The 13,130-nt window shown below is 68.4% G+C and carries 13 protein-coding genes; 12 read left to right on the top strand and 1 reads right to left on the bottom strand.

Translation table 11 applies throughout. The annotated features are described in order from the left end of the window. Positions 1–23: 23 nt before the first annotated feature. The 12 genes from HWX22_RS18880 (at position 24) to ugpQ (ending at position 12,198) form a co-directional block, all read left to right on the top strand. Positions 24–947 (top strand): competence protein ComA, encoded by a 924-nt coding sequence (locus HWX22_RS18880; RefSeq protein ID WP_175916203.1) that lies wholly within the window; start codon positions 24–26, stop codon positions 945–947. 8 nt (positions 948–955) lie between these two features. Next, positions 956–1,600, top strand: a complete 645-nt coding sequence (locus tag HWX22_RS18885) for a fimbrial protein (protein ID WP_175916222.1) — start codon at positions 956–958, stop codon at positions 1,598–1,600. Beyond that, positions 1,597–2,466: a pilus assembly protein gene (locus HWX22_RS18890; protein WP_175916204.1), complete on the top strand. Its 870-nt coding sequence runs from the start codon at positions 1,597–1,599 to the stop codon at positions 2,464–2,466. The genes HWX22_RS18885 and HWX22_RS18890 overlap by 4 nt, the downstream gene beginning before the upstream one ends. Continuing rightward, positions 2,463–4,115 carry a type IV pilus secretin PilQ gene (pilQ, locus tag HWX22_RS18895; protein WP_175916205.1) on the top strand — a complete coding sequence of 551 codons (1,653 nt, stop codon included), beginning with the start codon at positions 2,463–2,465 and terminating at the stop codon, positions 4,113–4,115. Before HWX22_RS18890 ends, pilQ begins: the two co-directional genes overlap by 4 nt. Before the next feature lie 40 nt (positions 4,116–4,155). Next, on the top strand, positions 4,156–4,710 hold the full coding sequence (locus HWX22_RS18900) for a shikimate kinase (protein ID WP_082750778.1): 555 nt from the start codon (positions 4,156–4,158) through the stop codon (positions 4,708–4,710). Next, on the top strand, positions 4,707–5,786 hold the full coding sequence (gene aroB / locus HWX22_RS18905; protein ID WP_059820877.1) for a 3-dehydroquinate synthase: 1,080 nt from the start codon (positions 4,707–4,709) through the stop codon (positions 5,784–5,786). Before HWX22_RS18900 ends, aroB begins: the two co-directional genes overlap by 4 nt. A 41-nt stretch (positions 5,787–5,827) precedes the next feature. Then, positions 5,828–7,036: a deoxyguanosinetriphosphate triphosphohydrolase gene (locus HWX22_RS18910; RefSeq protein ID WP_175908460.1), complete on the top strand. Its 1,209-nt coding sequence runs from the start codon at positions 5,828–5,830 to the stop codon at positions 7,034–7,036. Positions 7,037–7,126: 90 nt separating this feature from the next. Next, positions 7,127–8,461 (top strand): sn-glycerol-3-phosphate ABC transporter substrate-binding protein UgpB, encoded by a 1,335-nt coding sequence (ugpB, locus tag HWX22_RS18915; protein WP_059820879.1) that lies wholly within the window; start codon positions 7,127–7,129, stop codon positions 8,459–8,461. A gap of 99 nt (positions 8,462–8,560) precedes the next feature. After that, the gene (ugpA, locus tag HWX22_RS18920; RefSeq protein WP_057924841.1) at positions 8,561–9,445 is read left to right on the top strand and encodes a sn-glycerol-3-phosphate ABC transporter permease UgpA; all 885 of its coding nucleotides are present in this window, start codon (positions 8,561–8,563) and stop codon (positions 9,443–9,445) included. After that, entirely contained in the window at positions 9,442–10,287 is an 846-nt protein-coding gene (ugpE, locus tag HWX22_RS18925) for a sn-glycerol-3-phosphate ABC transporter permease UgpE (RefSeq protein ID WP_175916206.1), read from the top strand. Before ugpA ends, ugpE begins: the two co-directional genes overlap by 4 nt. Positions 10,288–10,319: 32 nt before the next feature. Next, entirely contained in the window at positions 10,320–11,405 is a 1,086-nt protein-coding gene (locus HWX22_RS18930; RefSeq protein ID WP_059702559.1) for a sn-glycerol-3-phosphate import ATP-binding protein UgpC, read from the top strand. Between the two features lie 28 nt (positions 11,406–11,433). Next, a complete protein-coding gene (gene ugpQ, locus HWX22_RS18935) occupies positions 11,434–12,198 on the top strand; it encodes a glycerophosphodiester phosphodiesterase (protein WP_175916207.1) in 765 nt (254 codons plus the stop codon). Positions 12,199–12,362: 164 nt separating this feature from the next. Here ugpQ and HWX22_RS18940 read toward each other — a convergent pair whose 3' ends face one another. After that, the gene (locus tag HWX22_RS18940) at positions 12,363–13,094 is read right to left on the bottom strand and encodes an OmpW family outer membrane protein (protein WP_175916208.1); all 732 of its coding nucleotides are present in this window, start codon (positions 13,092–13,094) and stop codon (positions 12,363–12,365) included. Positions 13,095–13,130 lie beyond the last annotated feature (36 nt).

Genomic DNA, 13,130 nt, shown 5'->3' on the forward strand with positions numbered 1-13,130 from the left:
CGCGACGATCGCGGGAGGCAGGGATGGCAGGACGATGGGCGGCGCGGTTCGCGCCGGGCAGGCACCGTTCGACGGGCATCGACGTCGGGGCGGACGAGGTGAGGGTGGCCGTGCTGAGCCGGCGCGGCCGGACTGCGGATGTGCTGGTCGAAGGACTCGAGCGGGAGCCGGTCGGACTGGCGGGCGGGCCGGAGGACGCGCGCTGGGCCGCGGTCGCACGTGCGTTGGCGGCGGCGGTGTCGCGGCTGTCGGCGGCGGGCGTGCGCTGCGACGCGCGCGGCGTGATGGCGCTGCGCGATGACGAGATGCAGACCGCGACGCTTGATCTGGCCGGGCGCGACGACATCGCGGACGCCGCCCGGCAGGCGGCCGAACGGATCTCGGGGTTGGCACCTGACGACTTCGCGTTCGACTGGCGGCAGGACGACGACGCGTGCCGGGGCGAGATTGCGGTCGCCGTGGCGCCGCAGGCATTGCTCGAGCGGCGGATCGACGTGGCCGCGCAGGCCGGCATCGATCTGACGGCCGTCGACGGCGAGTCGGCTGCCGCGCTGCGCGCGTTGCGCTATGCCGCGCAGTTCGAGCCCGACGCGCACGGCCCGTATGCCGCATTCTGGTTCAACGACACGGGCGTGCGCGGCTGGCGGATCGACGGCGCGATCGCCGCACCGGTGCTCGCGCTGTCCGGCGACGCGCGGGCGGCGTTGCCGGACGCATTGCGCCAGTGCGTGTTCGAGCCGGTGCGCTGCGTGCTCGTGGCCGGCGACGAGCGCTGCATCGCCCGCTGTGGCACGTCGGCCGCCGATATCGGCGATGCGCTCGGGGTGGCCGTGGTGCCGTTCGACTGCACCGGATGGGACGGTCTGCCGGGCGTGCCCGCCGGCGCGCCGGGCGGTCCGGCGTTTGCCCTCGCGATCGGGCTGGCGCTGCGCGGGGTGTGGGAGTGATGGCCGATATGGGGTTCGGGCGGGCTGCCGCCGGCCATGCCGCGCTCGGGGGCTTCAATTTGCTGCCATACCGTGAGCGGCTGGCGCAGGCGCTGCGGCGGCGCCGTGCCGCGCAATGCGGGGCGGCGATCGTGCTCGGCGCACTCGGGGCCGGAATCTGGACAGGGGCGGCGACAGCGTGGCGATGGCGCGTGGATGCCGAGCGCACGCGAGTGGAGGCGCGGTTGCGGCAATTGCAGCCGCAGGTCGATGCCGCACGGCGCACCGCCGGCGCGGCAGCCGATCTCGCGCAACGTGATGCACGAGCGGCCGTGCTTGCCGCGCCGTATCGGCGCGTTGCCGGACTGCTGGCGACGCTGGCGCAGGTGCGTGACGACACCGTTCACCTCGACGCATTGCGTACGACATCGTCCGGTGCCGAACTCGACGCGCGCGCGACGAGTTACCGGACGGCCGCGCGGTGGCTCGCACGCATCGCGGCGGAGCAGCGCGACTGGCGCTTCGACATCGGTGCGCTGACACCGGCTTCGGCCACGCCGGTCGCGGGTTCGGCCACGCCGGTCGCGGGTTCGGCCGTGCCGTTCCGTTTCTCCGTGCAGGTGCGCTGGCACGACGCGCCGCCGCGACAGACGGCAACGGGAGGCGGCGCATGACGGCGATCATGCATCAGTCCATGCCTGACGGCGCCGAGTGGCTCGGCCGCGTGACGCGAATGTCGCCGGCCGCCGTGCACGCCGTTGGTTGTGCGCTCGCATTCGCGTTCGTGATGGGGGTGGGCGTTTATCTGATGAATGCCGTCGATGGAAGCGGACTCGCACGCAGTCATGCATTGCTGACAACGGCGCAGATACGGGCCGCCGACGCACAACGGCTGCTCGCGGCCGCCGCGCCGCGGCGCGATATGGGCCCGGCTGCCGGGCACGACGCCAGCTCACCGCCTGCGCCGGGGTGGCCCGCGCTGATGCTGGAGCTGGCTGACGTGGTCCGAGGAAGCGGACTGCGGGTTGTGTCGATCGAACCGCGGCGCACTGACGATGCGGCGCCGGATGGCCGGCGCACGGTGCGGATCGTCGCGGAAGGCGGTTTTCCGGCGCTGCTGCGCCTGATGGGCGGGCTGGCGAGTTTCCCGGTGCTGGTGGTGCCGTCCGGGCTGCATATCGAGAGGAAACCGCCCGAGTCGCGGGTGGACATGACGATCGACGTGTTTCCGGCGCTGTCGGGGGGCCGGGTTCCGGATGGCGCGGAGGCGGTGCTTGTCGGCGCGCGGAGTGACGATCCCTTCGGCGGAGCCGGTTCGCCGACGGTGGCTGACGATATGACGCCGCGCCTGGCCGGCACCATTCGCGACGGACGCACCGGGCTTGCGCTGTTCGACGCCGGCGATGGCGCATTCGCGACCGTTGCGCCGGGCGAGGCGTTCGGGGTATCGCGTGTGGTGAGCGTCGAAACCGGTGCCGTGACGGTCGCGACGGCCGATGGCGCACGCCGGCTCGTCGTGGACGACGGAGGCCACTCATGACGAAGTATGGATGGTGGGTGATCGCATTCTGGGCCGGGTCGAGCGTGGCCGCCGTGGACGCGGCGCTACCGCCTTTGCCGCCGGCCGGCTGGCCGATCGGGTCGATACGGGCGTATGCCGAGGACACGCCGCTGCCGCAGGGCGTGCCCGACGGCGTGGGCGGCGTGAGCGGCGTGAGCGGTGGCGCGCCCGCGCACGATGGTCCACTGCCGTTCGAGCAGGCGGCGCGCGCAGCGCTTCAGGCGAACACTCCGGCACCCGCGCCCCAGCTGGAAGGGCCGCCGATTCCATTGCCTCCGCCGACGCGCATGAGCGACGCCGCGGCGCGGCACCCCGGCGATGCGGACGACGCGCGGCGAATCTCGCTGAATCTGCAGGGCGCCGGCCTCGCGGCCGCATTCGACGCGCTCGCGCGATTCACCGGGCTGAACATCGTCGTCGGCGAGCAGGTGCGCGGCACCGTGACATTACGTCTGAACAATGTCCGCTGGCGCGATGCGTTCGATACGTTGCTCGACACGCACGGGCTGGCGATGTCCCGGCGCGGCAACGTGATCTGGGTCACGCCGGCGGCCGAAGTCGCCGCGCGGGAGCGCGAGCGCTTCGAAACGCACGCACGCGCGGCCGAGCTGGAGCCGCTCGCGAGCCGAACCTTCGTGCTGCATTACCCGCGTGCGCAGGACGTGCAGCGGTTGCTGGCCGGGGCGACCGGCCAGCGCCTGCTGTCGAAGCGCGGCGCCGCGGCGGCCGATCCGCGCATGAACTTGTTGTTCGTCACCGATCTGGCGCCGCGCATCGAGCAGATCGCGGGCCTGATCGACGCGATCGACCGGCCGTCGCGGCAGGTCCGGATCGAGGCGCGCATCGTCGAGGGCGAGCAGGGGTTCTCGCGCAACCTCGGCGCACGCGTCGCGCTGCGCGCCCAGGGGCGGGCTCCCGCTGCAGATGGGGCGGCGACCGTGACGGACACACGCAACGCGCTCGACCTGGCCGCGCGACCGCTCGGCGGCTTCGAGGCGGCGACGGCCGGCTTCACGTTGTTCGCCGCGCCGCTCAGCCGCGTGCTCGACGTCGAATTGAGCGCGCTCGAGGCGCAGGGCCGGGGCCAGATCGTTTCGAGCCCGCGCGTGGTGACGGCCGACCGCGTGAAGGCGATCGTCGAGCAGGGCTCGGAGCTGCCGTATCAGGCGAAAGTCGGCAACGGCGTGAGCGGCGTGCAGTTCCGCCGCGCGACGCTGAAGCTCGAGGTCGAGCCGCAGATCACGCCCGACGGGCGCGTCGTGCTCGATCTGGACGTGACGAAGGACAGCATCGGCGAGCCGACGGCGGCCGGCCCGGCGATTCATACGAAGCACGTCCAGACGCGCGTCGAGGTCGAGGACGGCGGAACGGTCGCCATCGGCGGGATTTACGAGCAGTTGAACCGGGACGATGTGACGCGGGTGCCGCTCTTGGGCAAAATACCGGTTCTGGGCGCGCTTTTCCGGCACCGCGCGCGGCGCGACCAGCGCAACGAACTGGTCGTCTTCATCACGCCGACGGTCGTCGGCGCGCGTTGCGAAACGGCCGGCGCGGGCGACACGGATGCGGGAGAAACGGGGCCGGAAGCCGGTGGCGCAGGCTCGACAAGGCAGCCGCTTTGCCAGTAAGCTGCGCCACACACCAGCAAGATTCAAGCAGAGGAAGCCGTTGCAAGCGCGGGACCCACACGCAAACGTATTTTTCGTCGGCCTTATGGGAGCGGGTAAGACCACCGTGGGCCGTGCGGTCGCGCGCCGGCTCGACAGGACGTTCTTCGACTCCGACCACGAAATCGAGGCCCGCACGGGTGCGCGCATTCCGGTGATCTTCGAGATGGAGGGCGAGGCCGGGTTTCGCGATCGCGAATCGCAGGTGATCGCCGATCTAACGCAGCGCGAGAACATCGTGCTCGCGACCGGCGGCGGCGCGGTGCTGCGCCCCGAAAATCGCGATTGCCTGAAAGGCAACGGCATCGTCATCTATCTGCGCGCCAATCCGCACGATCTGTGGCTGCGCACGCGCAAGGACAAGAACCGCCCGCTGTTGCAGACCGACGATCCGAAGGCGCGTCTCGAAGCGCTCTACGAAGTCCGCGACCCGCTGTACCGCGAATGCGCGGACTTCATCATCGAGACCGGCCGTCCGTCGGTCAACGGCCTCGTCAACATGGTGCTGATGCAACTCGAACTGGCAGGCGTCGTCGCCAAGCCGCTACAAGCATGATTACCGTCAACGTCGATCTGGGCGACCGCGCCTACCCGATTCATATTGGTGCCGGCCTGATCGGCCGCACCGAGCTGTTCGCTCCTCACATCACCGGTTCGTCGGTCACGATCGTCACGAACACGACGGTCGATCCGCTCTACGGCGATGCGCTGCGCGCGGCGCTCGCGCCGCTCGGCAAGCGCGTCTCGACGGTCGTGCTGCCGGACGGCGAGGCCTACAAGAACTGGGAAACGCTGAACCTGATCTTCGACGGCCTGCTGACCGAGCGCGCCGACCGCAAGACGACGCTCGTCGCACTCGGCGGCGGCGTGATCGGTGACATGACCGGCTTCGCCGCCGCGTGCTATATGCGCGGCGTGCCGTTCATCCAGGTGCCGACGACGCTGCTGTCGCAGGTCGATTCGTCGGTCGGCGGCAAGACGGGCATCAACCACCCGCTCGGCAAGAACATGATCGGCGCGTTCTACCAGCCGCAGGCCGTGATCGCCGATATCGGCGCGCTGACCACGCTGCCCGATCGCGAGCTGGCGGCCGGTGTGGCCGAGGTCATCAAGACGGGCGCGATCGCCGATGCGGCATTCTTCGACTGGATCGAGGCGAACGTCGATGCGCTGAACCGCCGCGAGCCCGCCGCGCTCGCGCATGCGGTGAAGCGCTCGTGCGAGATCAAGGCGAGCGTGGTCGCGGCCGACGAACGCGAAGGCGGGCTGCGCGCGATCCTGAATTTCGGCCATACGTTCGGCCATGCGATCGAGGCCGGGCTCGGCTACGGCGAGTGGCTGCACGGTGAAGCGGTCGGCTGCGGGATGGTGATGGCGGGCGACCTGTCGGTGCGGCTCGGCCTCCTCGACGAAGCGTCGCGGCAGCGGCTCGATGCGGTGATCGCCGCCGCGCACCTGCCGGTCCGCGGGCCGGCGCTCGGCAATGCGCGCTACATGGATCTGATGCGCGTCGACAAGAAGGCCGAAGCCGGTGCGATCAAGTTCATCCTGCTGAAGCGATTCGGCGATACGCTGATCACCCAGGCACCCGACGAAGCCGTGTTCGCCACGCTGGCGCAGACGACCCGGTAACGGCGCCCCGGATGCCCCGGCGCCCCTGACATGGAGGAGACGTGAGCGAGACATCCAGCAGCAAACCGTCCAAAGCCGGCCGCGCATCCGTCGCGGCGCCGGCCGAGCCGCCGACGCTGGCGGCGCTGGAAGCCCATCTCGCTCCGTATGCCGCCCACGCGTCGCAGTCGCGCGGCCGCCGCCATCACGAAACCCCGCCGGCGGCGCGCACCGAATTCCAGCGCGACCGCGACCGCATCGTTCATTCCACCGCGTTCCGCCGGCTCGAATACAAGACGCAGGTCTTCGTCAATCACGAAGGTGACCTGTTCCGTACCCGCCTCACGCACAGCCTCGAAGTCGCGCAGATCGCGCGTTCGGTCGCGCGCAACCTGCGGCTCAACGAGGATCTCGTCGAAGCGATCTCGCTCGCGCACGATCTCGGCCATACGCCGTTCGGCCATGCCGGGCAGGATGCGCTGAACGCGTGCATGCGCGAGCACGGCGGCTTCGAGCACAACCTGCAGAGCCTGGCCGTGGTCGATGAACTCGAGGAGCATTACGGCGCGTTCAACGGCCTGAACCTGTGCTTCGAGACGCGCGAAGGCATCCTCAAGCACTGCTCGCGCGAGAACGCGCGCAAGCTCGGTGCGCTCGGCGAGCGCTTTCTGCAAGGCCGCCAGCCGTCGCTGGAAGCGCAGCTCGCGAACATCGCGGACGAAATCGCGTACAACAACCACGACGTCGACGACGGCCTGCGCTCCGGCCTGATCACGATCGAGCAGCTCGCCGAAGTCGAGCTGTGGCAACGCCACTACGACGCCGCGCTCGCCGAATTCCCGCATCTGGAAGGCCGCCGCCTCGTCCACGAGACGGTGCGCCGCATCATCAACACGCTGATCGTCGACCTGATCGACGAGACCACGCGCAATCTCGCGCGCGTCGCGCCCGCGTCGCTCGACGACGTGCGCGCCGCGCCGCAGCTCGTCGCGCACAGCGAGGCGATCGCCGCGCAGGCGGCCGCCCTCAAGCGTTTCCTGTTCAAGAACCTGTATCGCCACTACAAGGTGATGCGCATGGCGAACAAGGCGCAGCGCGTCGTCACCGGGCTGTTCGACGCGTTCATCGACGATCCGCGCCTGCTGCCGCCGCCTTACCAGTCGGACGACGACGCGCACCAGCCGCGCCTCGTCGCGCACTACATCGCCGGCATGACCGACCGCTTCGCACTGAAGGAATATCAGCGCCTGTTCGTCATCAACGACAACTGACTGTCACAAACGATCACTAGACTTCGCCGGTTCAATGGCGACGGGAATGTTGCACACGCTGTTGGTAACGTTTTCATAGGAGAGAGGTCGATGAAGAAGAAGCCCGCGGGGACCATGATTCGCTCGATCGCGCTGGGCGGCGCGTTGATGTTCGGTGTGCAGCATGCGGCGTTCGCCGTGACGGAGATTCAGTTCTGGCATGCGATGGAGTCGGCGCTGGGCGAGCGCGTGAATGAACTCGCCACGCAGTTCAACGCATCGCAGAGCGACTACAAGATCGTGCCGGTCTTCAAGGGCACTTACGACCAGGCACTCGCGGCGGGCATCGCCGCCTATCGCAGCGGCAACGCGCCGGCGATCCTCCAGGTCTACGAAGTCGGCACCGCGACGATGATGCAGGCGAAGAAGGCTGTCGTGCCGGTGTACGACGTGTTCAAGCAGGCCGGCGTGCCGCTCGACGAAAAGGCGTTCGTGCCGACCATCGCGAGCTACTACAGCGATGCGAAGACGGGCCATCTCGTGTCGATGCCGTTCAACAGCTCGACGCCGGTGCTGTACTACAACAAGGATGCGTTCAAGAAGGCCGGGCTCGATCCGAACCAGCCGCCGAAGACGTGGGCCGACGTGCAGGCCGCCGCGGAGAAGCTGCGCAAGTCCGGGATGACGTGCGGCTTCACGACCGGCTGGCAAGGCTGGATCCAGCTCGAGAACTACAGCGCGTGGCATGCGCTGCCGTTCGCGAGCCGCAACAATGGCTTCGACGGCACCGATGCGGCGCTCGAATTCAACAAGCCGCAGCAGATCGCGCACATCGCGTTCCTGCAGCAGATGCAGAAAGACGGCACGTTCACGTACGCGGGCCGCAAGGACGAAGCGTCCGCGAAGTTCTACAGCGGCGACTGCGGGATCCTGACGACGTCGTCGGGCGCGCTCGCGAACGTGCAGAAGTTCGCGAAGTTCAGCTACGGCACCGGCATGATGCCGTACGACGCGAACGTGAAGGGCGCGCCGCAGAACGCGATCATCGGCGGCGCGAGCCTGTGGGTGCTGGGCGGCAAGGATCCGGCGACCTACAAGGGCGTCGCGAAATTCCTCGCGTTCCTGGCCTCGCCGCCGATCGCCGCGAAGTGGCACCAGGAAACGGGCTACCTGCCGGTCACGACGGCCGCGTACGACCTCACGCGCCAGCAGGGCTTCTATGCGAAGAACCCGAGCGCGGAAACCGCGATCAAGCAGATGATGAACAAGCCGCCGCTGCCTTACACGAAGGGGCTGCGTCTCGGCAACATGCCGCAGATTCGCACGGTCGTCGACGAGGAGCTGGAGCAGGTCTGGGCGCAGAAGAAGTCGCCGAAGGACGCGCTCGATTCGGCGGCCTCGCGCGGCGACGAGCTGCTGCGCCGCTTCGAGAAGTCGGGCGGCTGATCCCGCGTCGCGTTCGTGCCGCCGGCCTCCGCGTCGCATATGCGAGCGGGCGGCCGGCGGCGCGGTTCCTTTCCCGTTTCGCCTGACCGGATGCCCGCGATGCAATCCCGTTCCCGTTTCGGCGCGAGCCTGCTGCCGTACCTGCTCATCGCGCCGCAGCTCGCGATCACCGCCGTATTCTTCCTGTGGCCGGCCGGCGTCGCGCTGTGGCAGTCGACGCAGATGCAGGATGCATTCGGCACGTCGAGTGAATTCGTCGGCTTCGCGAACTTCACGCACCTGTTCGCCGATCCGCTGTACCTCGACTCGTTCCGCACGACGCTGGTGTTCAGCTCGCTCGTCACGGTGAGCGGGCTCGTCGTGTCGCTGCTGCTCGCCGCGTGCGCCGACCGCGTGATCCGCGGCGCGCGCGTGTACCGCACGCTGCTGATCTGGCCGTACGCGGTCGCGCCGACGATCGCGGCCGTGCTGTGGGCGTTCCTGTTCAACCCGAGCATCGGGCTCGTCACCTATGCGCTCGCGAAGGGCGGCATCGTGTGGAATCACGCGCTGAACGGCGGCCAGGCGATGTTCCTCGTCGTGCTCGCGTCGGTGTGGAAGCAGGTGAGCTACAACTTCCTGTTCTTCTACGCGGGGCTGCAGGCGATCCCGCGCTCGCTGATCGAGGCGGCGGCGATCGACGGTGCCGGGCCGGTGCGGCGCTTCTTCAACATCGTGCTGCCGCTGCTGTCGCCGACGAGCTTCTTCCTGCTGGTCGTGAACCTCGTCTACGCGTTCTTCGACACGTTCCCGGTGATCGACGCGGCCACCGCCGGCGGCCCCGCGCAAAGCACGAAAACGCTGATCTACAAGATCTTCACGGAGGGCTTCCAGGGCCTCGACATCGGCAGTTCGGGCGCGCAGTCGGTCGTGCTGATGATCATCGTCGTCGGCCTGACGGTGATCCAGTTCCGCTTCGTCGAACGCAGGGTGCAATACGCATGATCGAAAATCGCAAGGGCTTCGACCTGTTCTGCCACGCGGTGTTGATCGCGGGCGTCGTGCTGATCGTGTTTCCGGTGTACGTCGCGTTCTGCGCGGCGACGATGAACGCGCAGGAAGTGTTCACGATCCCGCTGTCGCTGGTGCCGAGCACGCACCTGCTGGAGAACATCGCTTACATCTGGGGGCACGGCAGCGGCGGCACGACGGCGCCGTTCGGCCGGCTGCTCGTCAACAGCTTCGTGATGGCGCTCGGGATCGCGGTCGGCAAGATCGCGGTGTCGATCCTGTCCGCGTACGCGATCGTTTATTTCCGCTTTCCGTTCCGCAACACCGCGTTCTGGCTGATCTTCATCACGCTGATGCTGCCGGTCGAGGTGCGGATCTTCCCGACCGTGCAGGTCGTGTCGACGCTGCACCTGACGAACACATACGCGGGGCTTTCGCTGCCGCTGATCGCGTCGGCGACCGCGACGTTCCTGTTCCGCCAGTTCTTCATGACGCTGCCCGACGAGCTGATGGACGCCGCGCGCATCGACGGCGCGGGGCCGCTGCGCTTTTTCTGGGACGTGGTGCTGCCGCTGTCGAAGACGAGCATCGCGGCGCTGTTCGTGATCACGTTCATCTACGGCTGGAACCAGTATCTGTGGCCGATCCTGATCACGACGGAGGCGTCGCTGTCGACGGCGGTGGTGGGCATCAAGACGATGATCGCGAGCGGCGACGCCGCGACCGAGTGGCAATACGTAATGGCGGCGACGCTGCTGGCGATGATTCCGCCGCTCGTCGTCGTGCTGGCGATGCAGCGCTGGTTCGTGCGCGGCCTCGTCGATTCCGAGAAATGAACCACGGACGGTAACCGGGAGAAGGACCAGGTATGGCTGCGCTGAGCTTGAAGGGCGTCAGGAAATCCTACGACGGCAAGCAGCATGTGCTGCATGGCATCGACGTGGAGATCGCCGACGGCGAATTCATCGTGCTGGTCGGCCCGTCGGGCTGCGGCAAGTCGACGCTGCTGCGGATGATCGCGGGGCTCGAGACGGTGACGGACGGCGAGATCGCGATCGGCGAGCGCGTGGTCAACGCGCTGGAGCCGAAGGATCGCGACATCGCGATGGTGTTCCAGAATTACGCGCTGTATCCGCACATGACGGTCGCGCAGAACATGGGCTACGGGTTGAAGATCCGCGGCATCGAGCGCGCGACGATCGACGCGCGGGTGGCCGCGGCCGCGAAGATCCTCGAACTCGAGCCGCTGCTCGCGCGGCGGCCGCGCGAGCTGTCGGGCGGCCAGCGGCAGCGCGTCGCGATGGGGCGCGCGATCGTGCGCGAGCCGTCCGTGTTCCTGTTCGACGAGCCGCTGTCGAACCTCGACGCGAAGCTGCGCGTGCAGATGCGGCTGGAGATCCAGCGGCTCCATGCGCGGCTCGCGACGACGAGCGTGTACGTGACGCACGACCAGATCGAGGCGATGACGCTTGCACAGCGCGTGATCGTGATGAACCGCGGCTATGCGGAGCAGATCGGCGCGCCGGTCGACGTGTACGAGAAGCCGGCGACGGTGTTCGTCGCGGGCTTCATCGGCTCGCCGGCGATGAACCTGATGCACGGCCGGCTGTCCGAGGATGGCGCGACGTTCACGGTCGCGGGCGGCGGCCCGGCGCTGCCGGTTGCCGGCGCGCCCGGCATCGGCACCGCGATCGCCCCGGGGCGCGACTGGGTGCTCGGCGTGCGGCCGGAGCACATGACGCCGCAGCCGGGTGTCGCGCAGGCGACGCTGCCGGTCGACTCGTGCGAGCTGCTCGGCGCGGACAACCTCGCGCACGGCCGCTGGGGCAACCACGACGTCGCGGTGCGCCTGCCGCACGCGGATCGTCCCGCGCGCGGCACGGCGCTGGCCGCCGCGTTGCCCGCGCATCGGCTGCACTTCTTCGATCCCGAGACCGGCAAGCGTGCCGGCTGACCCTGACGCACCCGCTGAGAGGCGCACGATGACTTTCCGTTCCGACTGGCCTTATCCGCGCGTCGTCGCCCATCGCGGCGGCGGCACGCTCGCGCCGGAGAACACGCTTGCCGCGTTCGACGAAGGCGCGCGGCGCGGTCACCGGATGGTCGAGTTCGACGCGAAGCTGTCCGCCGACGACGTGAGCTTCCTGCTGCACGACGACACGGTCGACCGCACGTCGAACGGCAGCGGGCCGGCAGCGGGCATGCGCTACGCGGCGCTGGCCGCGCTCGATGCCGGCACCTGGTTCGACGCGCGTTTCGCGGGCGAGCGGATGCCGACGCTCGAGGCGGCGGCGGCGCGCTGCATCGCGCACGGGCTGGCGGCGAACGTCGAGATCAAGCCGTGCCCGGGCCGCGAGCGCGACACGGGGCAGCGGGTGGCGGCCGATGCGGCCGCTTACTGGCACGGCGCGGCCGTGCCGCCGCTGCTGTCGTCGTTCTCGTTCGACGCGCTGCAACAGGCGCGCGAAAGCGCACCGGCGCTGCCGCGCGGGATGCTGTACGAAGCGGTGCCGGACGACTGGCACGCGCAGGTCGTCGGCGCGCTCGGCTGCGTATCGTTGCATGCGAGCCACAAGACGCTCGACGAACCGCTCGTGCGCGCGATCAAGGCGGCTGGGCTGCGCATCCTGGTCTACACGGTCAACGACCTCGCCCGGGCGCGCGAACTCGTGCGCTGGGGCGTCGATGCGGTCTGCACGGACCGGATCGACCTGATCGGCCCCGATGCACTGGACGACATCACGTAGCGACCGGTCCCGCGCGATGGTGGATGCGGGAAAACCCTGAGACAAAAAAACGACGCCCCGGCGGGATTTCCGCCGGGGCGTTTTGCGTCGAGGAGACGTTACGTCACGAAAAATCCGCTACAAATTGCAGCAGGATTAACCATTCCCCAAATATTCGACTACGCTTAGAAGCGGTAGCCGACGTTCAGGTACGTGACGATCGGGTTGAGCGAGATCTTCGCTTTCGACGTTTCGGTCAGGGTGCCGACCGGTGTCCGGCGGGCGGTCGTGAAGGTCGCGGTCACGCTGACCGGGATGTACGAGATCGACAGGCCCCCGAACCAGTGCTTCGTGAAGTTGTACGTGAAGCCGGCGTTGAGCACGGGCGCCCACTGGTTGCTGGTCGTGGCGCCGGTCGGGCCGCCGAGCACGCCGTTCTCGAAGCTGCTGTTCGTGATCTTTGCGCCGGTGAACCAGACATACGTCGCGCCGACGCCGACATACGGACGGAACTTCGCGTTGGCGTCGTTGAAGTGATAGCGAAGCAAGACGGCGGGGCTCCACTGGTACGCACGGCCGAGTACGCCGAACTTTTCGAACTGACCCTTGCCGGTAATGTCGAACTTCGGCGGTATCCCCATGACGAGCTCGGTGGAGATGTGGTCGGTGACGAAGTAGCCAGCGGCGAGCCCAAGCGTATCGGCGTCGTTGATGCCGGCGCCGGTGTTGGGAATCGATTGGTTGATGGGCGTGCCGCCGACGCGGTACAGGAACAGCGGATCGCTGCTGTCCTGCGGCGACAGGTGGAACCAGCCGGTGCTGACGTAGAAATCACCTGCGGATTGTGCTTGTGCCGCACCGCTCGCAAACGTGAATGCGAGCGCTGCAGCCCCCGTAATGGCCAGTTTTCGTTTCATTGTGTCTCCTCCGATCTAAGGCGTGCTCATTATGAC

It is taken from the genome of Burkholderia sp. BCC1638, assembly GCF_902833195.1.
Lineage (GTDB): Bacteria > Pseudomonadota > Gammaproteobacteria > Burkholderiales > Burkholderiaceae > Burkholderia > Burkholderia diffusa.